Origin of the sequence: Veronia pacifica (genome assembly GCF_001707825.1) — a bacterium.
Taxonomy (GTDB): domain Bacteria; phylum Pseudomonadota; class Gammaproteobacteria; order Enterobacterales; family Vibrionaceae; genus Veronia; species Veronia pacifica.
The window spans coordinates 121308-137301 of the sequence record NZ_LYBM01000002.1; the positions used below are offsets into that span (position 1 = coordinate 121308).

General features: G+C 45.8%; 11 protein-coding genes and 1 pseudogene. 7 read left to right on the forward strand and 5 right to left on the reverse strand.

Translation table 11 applies throughout. The features are described 5' to 3' along the window. Nucleotides 1–82 precede the first annotated feature (82 nt). Nucleotides 83–1354 (forward strand): annotated as a pseudogene (locus A8L45_RS02060) (OmpP1/FadL family transporter). A 13-nt stretch (nucleotides 1355–1367) separates the two neighbouring features. Next, nucleotides 1368–4085 (forward strand): hypothetical protein, encoded by a 2718-nt coding sequence (locus tag A8L45_RS02065; protein WP_068898711.1) that lies wholly within the window; start codon nucleotides 1368–1370, stop codon nucleotides 4083–4085. 25 nt (nucleotides 4086–4110) lie between these two features. On the opposite strand, the gene A8L45_RS02070 is transcribed toward A8L45_RS02065, so the two are convergent. After that, the gene (locus A8L45_RS02070) at nucleotides 4111–4548 is read right to left on the reverse strand and encodes an HIT domain-containing protein (protein WP_068898713.1); all 438 of its coding nucleotides are present in this window, start codon (nucleotides 4546–4548) and stop codon (nucleotides 4111–4113) included. A gap of 393 nt (nucleotides 4549–4941) precedes the next feature. On the opposite strand from A8L45_RS02070, the gene A8L45_RS02075 reads away from it, so the two are divergent. Then, nucleotides 4942–5541 carry a DUF924 family protein gene (locus A8L45_RS02075; protein ID WP_068898714.1) on the forward strand — a complete coding sequence of 200 codons (600 nt, stop codon included), beginning with the start codon at nucleotides 4942–4944 and terminating at the stop codon, nucleotides 5539–5541. 86 nt (nucleotides 5542–5627) lie between these two features. Here the strand turns inward: A8L45_RS02075 and argS are convergent, their stop codons facing one another. Beyond that, the gene (gene argS, locus A8L45_RS02080) at nucleotides 5628–7358 is read right to left on the reverse strand and encodes an arginine--tRNA ligase (RefSeq protein ID WP_068898716.1); all 1731 of its coding nucleotides are present in this window, start codon (nucleotides 7356–7358) and stop codon (nucleotides 5628–5630) included. 554 nt (nucleotides 7359–7912) lie between these two features. Between argS and A8L45_RS02085 the strand changes: the two genes are divergently transcribed. Then, nucleotides 7913–8488 (forward strand): VOC family protein, encoded by a 576-nt coding sequence (locus A8L45_RS02085; protein WP_068898718.1) that lies wholly within the window; start codon nucleotides 7913–7915, stop codon nucleotides 8486–8488. A gap of 67 nt (nucleotides 8489–8555) precedes the next feature. Here A8L45_RS02085 and purU read toward each other — a convergent pair whose 3' ends face one another. The 3 genes from purU to A8L45_RS02100 all read right to left on the reverse strand — a co-directional run bounded on the left by purU (nucleotide 8556) and on the right by A8L45_RS02100 (nucleotide 12123). Next, nucleotides 8556–9389 (reverse strand): formyltetrahydrofolate deformylase, encoded by an 834-nt coding sequence (purU, locus tag A8L45_RS02090; protein WP_068898720.1) that lies wholly within the window; start codon nucleotides 9387–9389, stop codon nucleotides 8556–8558. 327 nt (nucleotides 9390–9716) lie between these two features. Next, nucleotides 9717–11219 (reverse strand): flavin-containing monooxygenase, encoded by a 1503-nt coding sequence (locus tag A8L45_RS02095; RefSeq protein WP_068898722.1) that lies wholly within the window; start codon nucleotides 11217–11219, stop codon nucleotides 9717–9719. Between the two features lie 22 nt (nucleotides 11220–11241). After that, complete coding sequence (locus A8L45_RS02100; RefSeq protein ID WP_139122283.1) at nucleotides 11242–12123, reverse strand: metal-dependent hydrolase; 882 nt, start codon at nucleotides 12121–12123, stop codon at nucleotides 11242–11244. Nucleotides 12124–12943: 820 nt separating this feature from the next. Here A8L45_RS02100 and yoaA point away from each other — a divergent pair. From yoaA to A8L45_RS02115, 3 genes are read left to right on the forward strand one after another with little or no spacing between them, the layout of a single operon-like run. After that, nucleotides 12944–14902 (forward strand): DNA repair helicase YoaA, encoded by a 1959-nt coding sequence (yoaA, locus tag A8L45_RS02105; protein ID WP_068898726.1) that lies wholly within the window; start codon nucleotides 12944–12946, stop codon nucleotides 14900–14902. After that, complete coding sequence (tsaB, locus tag A8L45_RS02110) at nucleotides 14903–15598, forward strand: tRNA (adenosine(37)-N6)-threonylcarbamoyltransferase complex dimerization subunit type 1 TsaB (protein WP_068898728.1); 696 nt, start codon at nucleotides 14903–14905, stop codon at nucleotides 15596–15598. It abuts the gene before it with no gap. A 24-nt stretch (nucleotides 15599–15622) separates the two neighbouring features. Beyond that, complete coding sequence (locus tag A8L45_RS02115; RefSeq protein WP_068898729.1) at nucleotides 15623–15910, forward strand: chromosome segregation ATPase; 288 nt, start codon at nucleotides 15623–15625, stop codon at nucleotides 15908–15910. Nucleotides 15911–15994: the final 84 nt, after the last annotated feature.

The following is a 15994-nucleotide window of genomic DNA, read 5'->3' on the forward strand; positions in this document are numbered from 1 at the left end:
CGGGATAAAAATAAAAAGAATTTTTTTTTGAGTGTTTTTGCAGGGAAGTTAGCTCAGAAGACAAATATGGAGGTTCTAAAACGTGTTAAAACACCCAGTAACTGTCATTCCCGTAATACTCTTTTCATCATCAGCGATGAGTGCCTCTTTTTATCTCAACGAAAAATATTCTACTGGTATCGGGAGAGCGAATTCAGGCGAAGCAGCAGTGGCTGATGGCCCAACTGTGCTCGCCCACAATCCAGCAGCCATCACCCGGTTCGATGGCTTACTTATCTCTACAAATCTCACTTTAACCTCACAGCAACTTGACATCGAAAGTGTTGAAATAAACTAGAAAGCGACAGATACCATCCCTCTTCTGGCGTTTCCAACCACGTTTGTGTCTTACAAAGTCAATGATGATTTTGCTGTTGGAGCCGGCGTTTATAGTGCGTATGGCTTTGCCGGTGAATATCCCAAAGATTTTGTGCATGGTGATTTAGCTGGTGAGTCCAGAATTATTACCCTCTCACTGAACCCTGTTGCTGCCTACCGGGTAACCGATCAACTCAGTCTCGGCGCGGGTCTGCTCGTCAATTATGGCAATGTCAAAATTTCCAGAACCGTTGGCGCATTCGCACAAGTTTTCGACACATTAAAGATCACTGATCTCGGACTTATTATGCGGACAGAGGGCTTCGGTTTTGGCTATAACTTAGGTGCGTTATTCGAGTTTAATGACGACAATCGTATCGGCCTTTCTTATCGGGGCGCATCAAAAATACGATTCAAAAATGGCGAACTTACTGATTACACTGGCCGCTATATTCCCCCCGATGGCGGTACGACAGATGTAAAGATGGAGCTGACATTACCGGATATTATCCAATTTTCTGGTTACCACCTTTTTCATGATGATTGGGCACTCCACTATGACGTGCTCTGGGCTGGGTGGGAAAAAGTGAAGGGGATTGTCGTCAAAGATAAAACTGGCAACACCTGTCAATTTAACCGTGAACCCGATAAGACTGGACTCTGTGTAGATAACGAACTGATACTTGACAATAATCTTCGCTATTCAGCAGGTCTGACCCATTATTTCAATGATAACTGGACCTTTCGGACTGGCATTGCCTTTGATGAACAGGCAGCTGAGACCACAGTAGCGCTGCCGGATATGAGTGTTCTGACGTTTGCTGGTGGAACGACATATCAGTACTCACCCGACCTCTCCTTTGATGCTGGCCTTTCTTTTTCAAAGCCGAAAACAGTCGAGTTTATCGATCGTGATTTAACCTTCAAACAACCCTACCTATTTCGGGTAACGCGGTCAGCCATTTTTTTGAGTCTTGGTGTCAACTACCAATTTTGATGGGAAGCAAGAGATGAAAACATTAAGTGTCAGTTATTACTTTCAAATTCTGTTTGTTTTTTGTTTTGTTGTCCTTACTGGTTGCGATGCTAAGCCGAAGAATGAAGGGGCCGAAACGGAAACGCTGTTCCTACCGCAGTTTGATGGCAGTTTGAATGCGCAAACGAAGGTGACGTTTATTCTGGGAGGTCCGGGAGAAGATTTGCCAAGGCCTTATTTTATTATTCAGGACTCTCTGGATGGCACAGTTAACCTACCTGCAGATTATGGTACGGACAGTAGTCTTGAAAATCCATTTCACTCGTTAAGCACACTGGATGGTTGGTCTGTCAGTAAGTTTATTCAAGTGGGTTTTTCAGGCAAAGGCTTTCCAGAGGAACAGCAAACCATAACAGAGGGGGTTCACCTGTTCAGAATTAACCAAAGTTTTGACAAAGGTACTCCCGAAATAACAGCGGAAATTCCGGTATCTGCTTATACCCGTGGCAAAAACTTATTTATCCAACCTCTGGAATTGCTTGATGCTAAAAGCGAGTACATCTATGTAGTGACCGATGCTGTTCGGGATAGAGACGGTGTGCCTGTCGGAACCTCACGCGCTTATGCAACCCTTGCCACTGGAACAACACCCGCTCTTGGTGACAGGTTGAACCGAGCATCACGGATCACCGTCAGCCTGAATGAGATCCTTGATGATCACAGTACTGAGAGCTTCGATATTGAATCGGAAGACATTATTTTCTCAGGTTGGTTTACTACCCAATCAATTGGCGATGATCTGAAATCGACCAAATATGCCATGCTGAAGTCGGTCGAGCAGGGGGGCTTAGAGACCTTGTGGAAAGGGAGCAAGGCCAATCCCAATAACGTTGACCTCAGTCGTGCCTACCAAATGTCGTTCGATAACACGCAGGACTTTGGCTCATTTTTAAGTGCAGACCAAAATTTTGATAAGTATGTTGTATCTCAGGCCGGGGGGGATGCACCGCAGCCTGGTAGCGGACCCTCGCCACTGAAACAGTTACTGCTGGACCTTAATGGTGGCCTTGCATTACTCGATCCACTGCTTGGCGGAGTCAAAATGCAGGTGACGACAGGTAAAGTGAGTTTGCCATATTTTCTCTATTCAGATGATAACTGGCGTTCGTTACGTGCAAGGCCAGCATCACCAAACATATACACACTCAGCCACCTCCTTAACAAGGGCGAACCTGAAGATCGCGCAGCCATTACCCGTCAACTGAACACACTGAGTGTTGAGCCAGAACTCATCGCATCGATGGACATTCTGCATAAACAAGATGAAATGATTAAATTGCTTGGGGCGGATATTCGTCTGGCTGATGGGAGTCATCCGGACACAGTCGTTATTGATGGAGGTTCAGTCCCCTCTACAGTGGGAAATATTACCCGGTACAGTCCATATCCTGCAGTTCAACGACTTGAAGATGTGCCATTTCTCCTCATCACCCCCCAAACACTAGCGCCAGATAAGCCTCTTAATTTGGTTATCTACAAACATGCTGTTATCGCCTCAAAAGAGACAGTGCTTGCTATGGCGCCACGCATGATTGCGCTTAATCGTTTGTCATCATTTTGGACTGGACTGGTAGGTTCATTTCAGCCATTTATTAATATTTTTGGAGATATACTGACCTTGTTCGGGATTGATCCCGACTTTTCATGGATCCGAGGCGATTCTGCTAACCTTGCTATTCTGGTGATTGATTTACCTTTGCACGGTGAGCGAAGTCTTGATGAAGAACGGTCTGCGAATGTCGACCCTACTGCTTACATTGCTTTGCAGAATATGGCTGTAGGTAAATCTGTTTTCTATCAGACGGTTTACGACTTACTGGGCTTACGATTGGCCGTTGATATTGCACAAGATACTGGTGCATTAGTGGGGACGCCGCTTGAAGCAATGAATACTGAGCCACCGAGCTTTATGGCACATTCTCTCGGGGGGGTGGCAGGCCTGACCGCGGTTGCGATTGCGCAAAATGACGATGGTAGTGATGTTGACCATGCGTCGTTAAATTTTTCTTCGATTGCCATGGCGACTGTCAGTGCCGGTATCTCAGATACTTTGCTCAACTCCAGTGAATTCGAGTTAACGGTGAAACATTTTATTTCGGAAGCCCAAAGCAAAGGCTACCGCAATTATATGGAGAGTGCCGGTGAGGTATGTGACAGCCAACTCTCTGATGATCTCGGGCAGTGCTACGCTGAATTTGTTGTCGCGGCGCAAAATTCCGCAGAGCTTAGTGATGTTCAGGTGTTTCTTGAGGAGCAGTTTGTCCTGTTCTCTTTTGCCGCGCAAATGATGCTCGATTCTGTCGATCCTCATAACTATGCGAAGCTTAAAAATCAGGATGGCAGTTATTCTCTTGGAGAAATTCCTATTCTAGCTTTTCAGGTAGAAGATGACTTGTTTCTATCAAATAGCATAGATAATTCACCCTTTTCGGGGTCTGAACCTTTGGCTAAATTACTTGGTTTACCATCTATTGATCAGGCGTCGAATCAAGCGAAAGGGGACAGAAATATTGTTAAGTTTAACAGTGATGCTGTTCACACCTCTGTTATCGGGCCAACGAATCCTGATCCCGATACGGGGCAGAGCCTTGATTTTCGTCATAACAGTTATATGCAAATATTGTTCGCAGAGTTTTTTGACAGTCAGGGACAGACATTTGGTGATATCCCAACTGAGTTATTAGCAGAATAAAGTGGGGTCGAAAGACCCCCTTTCTTTATTGGCTATTTGCGGGGATAAAGCCCTCAACCTTTGACAGTTGGTCGCGCCATTTAGCGCATACTTCTTCTTGTGCCTCTTTACCTCTCTGAATGCCCTGTGTATTTCCCCACACAGGGCCCGGCCACGCGATATCATTTTTAAAGCGGGCGATATGGTGGATATGGAGTTGCGGCACCATATTGCCTAGTGCGCCGATGTTAATTTTATCGGCATTGGTAGACGATTCGAGTATCGAGGCAACAGCAGACGACTCTGAAATAAGTTGGATTTGCTGCTCATGTGGTAGGTGATGAATCTCTCTAAGATTATCTATTTTGGGTACCAGTATTAGCCACGGACCGATATCCTCTTTACTCAAAAGGACCCGACATAAAGGGAAGTCGCCAATAACCGTGGTGTCTTGTTCTAACCGAGAGTGAAGTGCAAATGTCATAAAAAATACTGCTACAAGGATAAACTCTAACCCTAAAAGTTCTTGGTGTAGGTGTAAAGATATTACCGTTTGTTAATAAGAGGCATCCTCTCATTGACTCGTTGCCACGTTGCGAATCGCTGATTTGTTACCTGAGTTTGCCGTCATCGTTCAATCGGTTAATTGGCGCTTTTGTTTTAATTTCAGTGGTATTTGATGAACAGGCAGTTCAGTCGATCATTCATCTAAAATGGTTGGGTATATTGAGACGGCGTTACTTAATATTTCGTACAATTTTATGTAACGTCACAAATTTTCACTAGAGTTTATGAAAATTACGTTTGTTTTCCCTGGCAATCGTTAATCTAAAGGAGAAAACTTCAATTTGTTCCCGTAATAGGAGTACAAGTCGCTATGGACAAAAATGAAATACTCCATTTCTGGTTTGGTGAGCTTGAGGGAGATGTGACCAAAGAAAACCGCCAGAAACTATGGTTTACAGGGGGACAGGATGTCGACCAGCAAATCAAAGACAAATTTCAGGATATTGTCAGTCAAGCAGGGCAGGGAAAATTGACAGAATGGATGGATACGCCTGAGGGGATGCTGGCATTGATCGTGTTACTCGATCAGTTTACTCGCAATATTTATCGCGGCATCGGAGCTGCATTCCGTCATGATGAATTTGCACTGGCCATTTGCAAAAAGGGCCTTGCGAAAGGATTTGATTCCCGTTTACCCGCTATTCAGAGAGTGTTTTTCTATTTACCTCTGGAGCACTCTGAGTCGCTTGAAGATCAAGAAGAGTCATTATTTCGTTTTAGTCAGCTGGCAAAACTGGTTGCACCAGAGCACAAAGCCGTCTTTGAAAACTTCTTCGATTTTGCTAAAAAACATCACGATATCATCGCTCAGTTTGGTCGGTTTCCCCATCGAAATTCTACTTTGGGGAGGTTATCAAGCGAAGAGGAAATACGCTGGCTCAATGAAGGTGGAGCCAGATTCGGCCAATAGCACCTGGTAATAATCTGTTCGTTCATACCTTTAAAGAAAAAGCCCCGAAGAGGGGCTTTTTTGCTATAAGGCATTGAGCTTGGATATTACATGCGTTCCAGCGTATTGATACCCAGCAGCGACAAACCTTGTTTGATAGTTTTTGCTGTCAGGGCGGCAAGCTTCAGACGGCTTTGGCGAGTTTCACCCTCTGAACTCAGGATTGGGCACGCTTCGTAGAAGCTTGAGAAGTTACCCGCCAGCTCAAACAGGTAGCTACACATGATGTGTGGCTGACCTTCACGAGCGACAGACTGAACCGCTTCTTCAAACTGCAACAGCTTAGACACCAGCGCTTTCTCTTTCTCTTCGGTAACGATGATGGCACCGTCAAGGTTGTCTGTATCCAGGCCTGCTTTAGCAAAGATAGAAGCTACACGGGTATAGGCATATTGCATGTACGGCGCAGTATTACCTTCGAATGCAAGCATGTTGTCCCAGTCGAAGATGTAATCTGTGGTGCGGTGCTTAGAGAGGTCTGCATACTTAACGGCTGCCATTGCAACTGTTTCGGCAATCTGCGCTTTTTCTTCTGCCGACATTTCAGGATTTTTTTCTTCAATCAACTTGGATGCGCGGATTTCTGCTTCATCCAATAGATCTGCAAGGCGAACAGTACCGCCAGCACGGGTTTTAAATGGGCGGCCGTCTTTACCCAGCATCATGCCAAATGCGTGGTGCTCAAGGCTCACTGATTCTGGGATGTAGCCCGCTTTGCGAACGATAGACCAAGCCTGCATGAGGTGTTGATGCTGGCGTGAATCAATGAAATAAAGTACGCGATCAGCATTTAGCTGCTCATAACGATACTTCGCACAGGCAATGTCTGTAGTCGTATACAGGTAGCCACCGTCACGCTTCTGGATGATCACACCCATCGCTTCGCCATCTTTATTCTTAAATTCATCAAGGAAGACAACTTGAGCGCCATCATCTTCAACGGCGATGCCTTTTGCTTTCAGGTCTTCAACAACACCAGCCAGCATGTCGTTATACATGCTTTCGCCCATCACATCTTTGTCGGTCAGCGATACGTTCAAGCGGTCATAGTTGCGTTGGTTCTGCTCAAGTGTAATTTTAACCAGTTGCTGCCATTTTTCTTTGCAGTACTCATCACCACTTTGAAGGCGAACAACATAGTTTCTCGCTGTTTGCGCGAATTCTTCGTCTTCGTCATAGAGTTTTTTCGATTCACGATAGAAACCTTCGATATCGCTAAGGTCCATCGAGATATCGCCGCCCTCAGCTTCATGACGCTCTAGGTTCGCGATTAACATCCCGAATTGCGTACCCCAGTCACCGAGATGGTTAGCGCGGATAACATTATGACCAAGAAACTCGAGTGTGCGGACAACTGCGTCACCTATGATGGTTGAACGAAGGTGACCAACGTGCATCTCTTTAGCAACATTAGGAGCAGAATAATCAACAATGATGTTTTGTTTCTCTGCGCTTTCTACGCCGAGACGGCTGTCTGCCAGTGCCGATTCAGCCTGCTCAGCGAGCCATGCTGTGCTAAGGAAAATATTGATAAAGCCCGGGCCTGCAATTTCGGTTTTTGCAGCAATGCCATCAATATCCAGCACTTCAATGACTTTCTGCGCAAACTCACGCGGGTTAGTACCAAGTTTTTTCGCCACACCCATGACGCCATTTGCCTGATAATCACCAAACTGAGGTTTAGCGGATTGACGTACGGCTGCCGGGCTTCCTTCAGGGGCGCCAGCGGCCACTAGGGCTGCAGAAACTTTTTCGTTAAGAAGAGCTTGAATATTCACTTACTTACCTTGATATATTAATAGCGGTTAGCCTGCACAGACCCTGCGACCAACCGACTAAATGAGCGTGTTTGCTTCGCACTAAAGCAAAAAATCCGTCAACAATACCCACATGGTCAATTCTTGTTACGGCATTGTTGACGGCTTTAGCGCCGATACCAGATATTCCATTCTGGGCTGGGGGTGATAGCCAAGTCGCCTGATGTCCCAGCTTTACGGTTACTTGGATATATAACCGCTAATGATACCAATAAAGGCACGCACAAGTGCAAGCGAAATTTGAACTCAATCACGATTAAATTTCATCAGGCCTGAGTGACACTATGATGTTCCTAACGTGCTGATTCATGAGGACTGCTGCGTGTTTCAGACTAAAAGTTGGTGTTATTTCTTTCTGTTCGGCTAAATATTATTCACTCTACAACATAACATTCTGACAAATAGCATAAAAGCTTTATGGAACCTTACTCAATATGGGGTCGATAAATTCATTCTGGATACCTGTAATAGGCGTGTTAGAGTTACCCAGTAGTGAATTTCCGTGAATAATTACAATGAACCCAACCCTCTCAATTGAAGAATTAAAACTGGACTTGCCTCGTTTTCATCAACGCATTAAAACATTGATAAGCAAACTGGGTCTGGATTTGTCGTCCTATCAAGCCGATCATATTGCCCTCCGTGTTAACGAGCAGTGTCTTGCCAGCGAGCTTCATCAAAACTGGTCACTGCACGGAAAAGTGATTTCAGACAAGGAAATCAATGGCAGGCCTATTGTCGTCATCAAAGAGACACAGTCATTTTCATTTGGTGAGTGGCTGGTGGATTGTGTTGAGTTACCTTACCCGGCAGCAAAACGGTACCCCCATCAAGGGTGGGAGCATGTTGAATTTGTCGTGCCATCAGACGCGACAGACGCGGACACCTACCTGTCTGAACTTCTTACAATGTTTCCAGCACTTGCAGACAGATGGGATACGTTGGCATCTAGGGGGGTAAAGGTAAAATTGAGTTCACCGGCAGGCGAGGGTGAGCGCATCCCCAATCCAACCGTTGCTTTTAAGGCAGGCGATGTCTGTATTAAACTTCACCCGGTTTCTCTGGAGGATGTGATTGCCAGTGAAAAGTGAGATCAGCAAAGAGGATGATGTTTGTCAGTCACTCCTTCTACATCGCTCGCTGATCCTCAATTTGTAGTTACAGAATGACTGTTTTGTTGCCCTGCACGAAGACTCTGTCTTCAAGAATTTGATGCAGGGCCTGACTCAAAACCGATTTCTCAACATCTCTTCCCGCCCTCGCCATTTCTTCGGCGTTGAACGTGTGGTCAACGTGAATCACGTTTTGTCCGACAATCGGTCCTTCATCGAGGTCGTTAGTGACAAAGTGTGCCGTTGCACCAATAATTTTAACGCCTCTTGAATACGCTTGATGATAAGGGCGTGCGCCAATGAAAGCAGGCAAAAAGCTGTGATGAATGTTGATGATACGGTGCGGGTAACGGGCAACAAAGTCAGGTGTGAGTATCCGCATGTATTTAGCCAGCACGATGTAGTCCGGCTGATATCGGTCGATGGCGGCGATCAGTTCCTGTTCATGCGTATCGCGATCTTTTGCTTCATGGCTGACAAGGTGGAAGGGGATACAGAATTTCTCTGTCAACGCGCAAAGGTTATCATGGTTTCCAATGACTGCTTGAATGTCGACATCCAACGAGCCATCAAAGGCCTTCATCAAAATATCACCAAGACAGTGCGATTCTTTTGTCACCAGAATAACAATCCGTTTTCGCTTTGAATCAATCAGCTGGCGACGGCTTCCCTTAGGTAGGGCTTGATCGATATCGGTCAAAAAGGGTTCATCACAGAAAATGCCTTCAAGCTCGGTACGCATAAAAAACCGACCCGTTTCGTTATCAACATACTCGTTATTCTGAATAATATTGAGCTGGTGCTTGTAACAGATATTGGTAATTTTCGCGATAAGCCCTTTTTCATCGGGACAGTCGTTAAGCAGTATTTTTCGTTCCATGTTTTTGCCTGAATATAAACGGGTTTCATTATTTTACTGGCACTTACAACGACCAAAGCCAGAACCTCAACGCAGTTCAGGTAAATTGCTAAGGCTGTTTACGCGTCACAGCTCTCATTCGTTGTACTGATTAATCTGAGTCAGGTCAAAGTCTAACTCGACTCAAACGGGTGATATGACAAAGTGTTCACCGAATATATTTCGGTTGGAAAAGATAAAAGTAGCAGAAAACTTAGCCAGTTGAGTGCATGGCAGAGATGAATAAGCTCGGGCGTATTAAAAACAGGATTTAACGGGGAATGACATCCGCTGCCATTCCCCCAAACATCAGGCTGTATGGGCAGAAGCCTGTGGAGGTTGATTCACTGTGCTTTTATGGTCTTCTATTTTGTAGAAGGTCATGGCTTTGTCTTCAACATTTTGATATTTCAGATTAATCATATCCTGAATATAGTTTTGGTAAAGTTTCCAGGGTCGGATATGGCCTTGTTTTGGCAGCAAATGAGCAGCCCGTTTGAAATAGCCAGCTTGCAGATCCTCAATGGGTTCTTCTCTGACATATGCTCCTTTCAGCTCCGGCTGACAATAATCGTAGCCGTTTTCATCCATATAATTTAATAGGCGGGTAATGTACTTTGCCGACAGATCGGCCTTAAGCGTCCATGAGTTGTTGGTGTAACCGAAAATAGCGGCATAATTTGGGATACCGCTGGCCATCAACCCTTTGTAGTTCATTACCGAACCGTAATCGACTTCGTCATCATCCATGAACACTTTAATACCACCGAGCGGCTTGAGGATGAGTCCGGTTGCTGTAACGATGAGGTCTGCATCAATACGCTCGCCGGATTTGAGTTGAATGCCTGTCTCATCAAATGTTTCTATGTGATCAGTCACTACACCTGCTTTCCCTGAGCGTATTGCTTTGTATAAGTCGCCATCGGCGACAGCACATAAACGCTGATCCCAAGGGTTATAAGTTGGGACAAAGTGTTTGTCGACATCAAGATGTCCACCAAGCTCTCTTCGGATCATACCCAGCAATATTTTTTTCATTAGAGCGGGGGATTTTCTACTGATGGTGTACACCATGATGGTGTATAAAATATTCTTCCAACGAGACGCCTCGTAAGCCAATTTTTCTGGCAACAATCGGCGCGCCCATTTTGCAAAGATATCAACGGCAGGTCTATATCCCATGTAGGTGGGTGAGCGCTGCAGCATGGTGACGTGGGCAGCTTTGTCTGTCATTGCAGGAACCATAGTCACCGCCGTTGCTCCACTGCCAATGATCACCACTTTCTTCCCAGTATAATCGTAGTTCTCTGGCCAGAATTGTGGGTGAATAATATCACCATTGAAGCGTTCTCTTCCCTCGAAACCGGGGTCATAGCCTTGGTCGTAATCGTAATAACCGGCACACGAGATGATAAAACGCGTCTTGATGATTTCGACGTCTTCACCATGTTGAATGGTAACCGTCCAGTATCCTTTTTTACTGGACCATCTCGTTTCGATCACCTTTCGATTGAAGCGAATCTTCTCATTCATCTCAATTTCGGAAGCCGTCTCCTTAATGTAAGAGAGAATGGTGTCACCCGGCGTTATCGATCTCTCCCCAAGCCAGGGTTTAAAATTAAAACCAAAGGTGTACATATCAGAGTCAGAACGGATGCCCGGATATTTGAAGAGATCCCATGTGCCTCCGATGTTTTCTCTACGCTCCAGAATCACAAACTTTTTACCTGGACTGTATTTTTGTAGATGATAGGTGGCTGTGATACCGGATATCCCAGCTCCTATAATCACTACATCTAATATTTCGGCCATTCCTGAGTTCCTCTCATCAAAATCAATTTATGTCTGAGTATTCACGCTTGTTTTGCTGATATGTTTTGATATATTCCGTCCACTTCTCAAGCAGCTCGCTGTCGTCAACCTTGTCTGGGTGAAATCCTTTTTTTAAAAAACGTTTTAATTCTGGCCAGATACGTCTGAATACTCCTTGTTGACCAAAAGAATATTTCCACGCAGTTTTCCATTCTTGCCACTTGAAAAAACGTTTCTGTTTGAATGTGTGGACTGCTGCACCAAGCGCCGCACCTACCAAAAGTTGAAGCATTGACACCCCGCCCACCCATCGCAGAAGACCGGGTTTGTTGACCGTCTTCTGATACACATTAAATGCAACGGCTTTGTGCTCTATTTCTTCAATCGAATGCCAAACCAACATATTGTGCATGTCTTTATGCACGCCATGTCTGATTGACTCGTTTCGAAGGAAGTAGGCGCCAAGCACTGCGGTTAAATGCTCAAGGGCGACTGTTGCGGCAAGGTTAATTGCTGCAGGGTACCTTTTCGTCAGCCCACGGGTCTTCCTGATACTGGTTGCCGTCACTTTTGAGGACGAAAATTCAGTGCTTTTTTCAATGATGTCGTTGATCATCCTGTGTTGCTTACCGTGGTGCGCCTCTTGTGCGATGAACGCTTCAACCTGCACTTTCAGTGTTGAGTCATGTATTCTTTTACTGTAATGCTGAACAGAGCGAATAAAATAGGCCTCGCCAGGTGGAAAGACGGCAGACAAAAAATAAAAAAAACCGCTCAAAAAACTGCAATCTTTCACCAAAAATTTCGGTACGCTTGTTATTAATTCAAAGTCCATCTCTCTGACAACAGGTATTGAATCGGGTGCTTCACCTGCCCGGGTGTGACTGTGGTGACTCTGAGACACGGCTGCAGCCCTCTTGTGTACGTTGCCATTTCTCCAAGATCTATGTTCGAAACGACGCTGTGAAATATATTGAGTCCATCTGCTGACAGTTAACTGCGAGTAAACAACCCCGTTTCTGAGTTCGACTAATGGTTTTACACCGTCATGCAACTGCCCCAGTCTCTATTCATCTCGCTTGAAATAAATACCCGCAGTACCAACAATCTGAAAACGAATGTAGTCAGTTTTAGTAGAATAAGAAGAAAGATCAACTTAGCTGAGTATCAGGTTTGAGAATATTATGGGGTTCTTCTTGGTGATGCGGCGTAATGACGTTTTTTGACAAAAAAATTCTATTTTTGTCTTCGTTTGAATAGTTTGGCTTTATTGTTATCGCCTAATATTATTTATTTAATATTCTGATTTAATTAGTTATTTTTTTATTTTTGATTGATATCCCTCGTTGCGAATTTTTATTTGTTTGAAAATTGTCTGCTGCAATTATATTTAAAGCCTTATCACCGCTATATTCTCAATGAAGAGAAAAAAAAGAATAAGTTGATACTGATGCATATAGTTTGTAACTGATGTATGACCAGAGTGGGTGTCGACTACCACATGTTCTCAAAACCCTCTTTTGCATTCTACTTGTTGGGTGGGGCATGGAATCGGCTCTGAAATCTATGTATCAGGTTGAGTCAGTGGCATAAACCAAAGCAAATAATCTGACATCGGCCTGATTGATTGCTGCGAGGGTGCCAACACTTCTTCTTGTTTACATAGCTCGGAATAGGATTTGTTGGCATAATGCCTGTCCATAAAAATACTGTATATATAGACAATGATCTCACAGGTTTTCTCACGTAACGGTGCCCTGGCCAAGGCCATCCCGGGCTTTCAGCCACGACAACCTCAAACTGATATGGCTGAGGCTGTATATCAGGCAATCACAGATAACAGCCAACTGGTTGTTGAGGCAGGCACAGGTACAGGGAAGACCTACGCATATTTGGCTCCCGCATTGTTGAGCGGAAAAAAAACGATCATCAGTACCGGATCAAAGAACCTTCAAGAGCAGCTTTTCCACCGTGACTTGCCGTTAATGACTGAGACATTGGGATATTCAGGCCAAGTCGCTCTCCTCAAAGGACGCGCCAATTATCTCTGTCCAGAACGGCTTTCCCGCCAGATGGTTGAGAGCCATGATGGTCATGCTGACCCTACCTTGTTATCGCAACTGGTCAAAGTACGCAGTTGGTCATCTGAGACCAAAACCGGAGATCTTGGGGAGTGTGATGATCTGGCTGAAGACAGTCCGGTGATCCCCAGTATCACTTCAACAAATGATAACTGCCTTGGCAAAGAATGCCCCAGTTATCAGGACTGTTTTGTCGTCAAGGCGCGGCAGCGCGCGATGGATGCGGATGTTGTTGTGGTTAACCATCACCTTTTTCTTGCCGATCTGGCCATTAAGGAAACCGGGTTCGGCGAGCTTATCCCTGAGGCTGAGGTGTTTGTTTTCGATGAGGCGCACCAAATCCCGGATATTGCGAGTCAGTATTTCGGTCAGAGCTTGTCCAGCCGACAACTGCAGGAATTGGCTAAAGATATCAATATTGCTTACCGCACTGAGCTGAGGGACACCAAACAGTTGGAGAAGGTTGCAGACCGCCTTTACGGCGCAGCAGCAGACCTGAGAATAGTTTTGGGTGAGCCCGGCTTCCGGGGCAATTGGCGTGATATGGTGGGATCACCAGCCATTGCTCGTGAGTTAGTGCGCCTCACCGATGCATTGGAGCTGGCGGAGGAAGTCCTGAAGCTGTCTTTGGGGCGTTGTCAGTTGTTAGATGCAGCGTTTGAACGAACCATAGTGTTTAAAGCGAGATTAGCGCGGCTCTGTGATACAACAATTCCGGGTTACTCCTACTGGTACGAATGCAGCAAAATGCATTTCACCCTAAACATTACGCCACTATCAGTAGCCGAAAAATTCAGAGAACAAATCCAGATACAGGTGGGAGCATGGATATTCACCTCCGCGACATTGGCTGTTGAGGATGACTTTTCACATTTCAGCCATCGACTGGGGCTTGAGCCCGCCAAACAGTTTGCTCTGCCAAGCCCCTTTGATTATTCCTCACAGGCTATTTTATGTGTTCCTCGTTTCTTACCTGAACCCAATAGCCCGGGACTCGCTAATACCCTGATTGAGATGTTGACACCAGTAATTGAAAAAAACCAAGGTCGATGCTTCTTTCTCTGTACTTCTCACCATATGGTGAGAAGCTTGTCAGCAGGGTTTCGCGAGACGCTCGACTTACCGGTTTTGGCGCAGGGGGAAACATCCAAACAGAGGCTATTGGCCGAGTTCCTTGAGCTGGGCAATGCACTTTTAGTCGCGACAGGTGCCTTCTGGGAGGGCGTAGACGTAAGAGGGCAGGCGCTGAGCTGTGTTATTATCGACAAGCTGCCGTTTACCGCCCCGGACGACCCATTGTTGAAAGCGCGAATAGAGGATTGCCGACTGCGTGGTGGTGATGCTTTTTCGCAAGTTCAAATCCCTGATGCGGTGATCACCTTGAAGCAGGGGGTGGGGCGATTAATTCGTGACCAAAGCGACCACGGAGCACTGGTGATTTGTGATAACCGCTTGGTCAGCCGTCAATATGGTGATACCTTCCTGCGCAGTTTACCGCCTATCCCTCGAACTCGGGATTTGGGCAATGTCAGTCATTTTTTGGCTGAGATAAATCAAGATAGCAAGTTTGATGCGGATGCATCGCCAACCCCTGAGGTGTAAATGACATCTAAGATCTTGGCTGTAGATACGGCCACCGAAAATTGTTCCGTCGCATTAAAAATCGGTGACGATGTAATTGCCCGTTGTGAAATGGCTCCCCGAGAGCACACCACCAAGGTACTTCCAATGGTCGATGAGGTACTGGCAGAGGGTGGGATCACTCTGAACCAACTGGACGCACTGGCATTTGGTCGCGGTCCCGGTAGCTTTACTGGCGTACGAATCGGTATTGGTATTGCGCAGGGATTAGCATTTGGTGCTGATTTACCTATGGTGGGTATCTCGACGTTAGCAGCGATGGCTGAGCAAGTGCACCGTCTTCAGGGTGGCGAGCAGGTGATCAGCGCAATAGATGCCAGAATGAATGAAATATATGTTGCGCAGTTTACCCGACAGAATAATGGCGACTGGTTAGAAAACCATCCCGAAGCTGTTACGCGCCCAGAGCAATTCTGTCCTGAAAACCTCGATGGTCAGTGGCTGTTAGCTGGAACAGGATGGCAGGCCTACCCAGATCTGGCAGAAAGGCTAAACTTATCAGTAAGCAAAGAGGGCGTATTGTTCCCAGAGTCACAGGATATGGTAGCACTTGCAGACTTTGCTTTGTCCCGGGGAGAGGCTGTAGCCGCCGAATTAGCGAGCCCGATTTACCTCAGAGATACTGTGACCTGGAAGAAGCTACCGGGTCGAGAGTAAACCACTAACTGAATAAGGTCATCTATGGTAGCAATTCATGGTCTGCCTCAGCCGATTTCGCGTCCGTCAGACCGGACGAGTCACTCTCAGCCCAGCGTTGAGGCTGATAATGGAAGAAACCAGACAATAGTGGCCAGAGCGGTATCGAAAGGATTAAAAAATCCCGAAATGGCTGGCGATGCTTACCAGCAAATTCATTATGACCGACCTGACGGTCGCGGCCAGAATGCACTGGCCAGCTACCACGACGTGCAAAATCAGGCCAAGCGGGAGCAGTTGGAAGACTTATTTGGGGTAGACATCTACGTTTGACGTTCTAATTAGTGTCGTCGTCAATAAGATAGATTGCATATAAATCCCGTCGTCAACGGTGTCTGGATGGGTTATTAGCCCTTC

Excerpts from the sequence above, each read along its gene's own strand:
- A8L45_RS02065 (WP_068898711.1), top strand. The coding sequence starts at position 1,368 with ATGAAAACATTAAGTGTCAGTTATTACTTTCAAATTCTGTTTGTTTTT.
- A8L45_RS02070 (WP_068898713.1), bottom strand. The coding sequence starts at position 4,548 with ATGACATTTGCACTTCACTCTCGGTTAGAACAAGACACCACGGTTATT.
- A8L45_RS02075 (WP_068898714.1), top strand. The coding sequence starts at position 4,942 with ATGGACAAAAATGAAATACTCCATTTCTGGTTTGGTGAGCTTGAGGGA.
- A8L45_RS02085 (WP_068898718.1), top strand. The coding sequence starts at position 7,913 with ATGAACCCAACCCTCTCAATTGAAGAATTAAAACTGGACTTGCCTCGT.
- purU (WP_068898720.1), bottom strand. The coding sequence starts at position 9,389 with ATGGAACGAAAAATACTGCTTAACGACTGTCCCGATGAAAAAGGGCTT.
- A8L45_RS02095 (WP_068898722.1), bottom strand. The coding sequence starts at position 11,219 with ATGGCCGAAATATTAGATGTAGTGATTATAGGAGCTGGGATATCCGGT.
- yoaA (WP_068898726.1), top strand. The coding sequence starts at position 12,944 with ATGATCTCACAGGTTTTCTCACGTAACGGTGCCCTGGCCAAGGCCATC.
- tsaB (WP_068898728.1), top strand. The coding sequence starts at position 14,903 with ATGACATCTAAGATCTTGGCTGTAGATACGGCCACCGAAAATTGTTCC.
- A8L45_RS02115 (WP_068898729.1), top strand. The coding sequence starts at position 15,623 with ATGGTAGCAATTCATGGTCTGCCTCAGCCGATTTCGCGTCCGTCAGAC.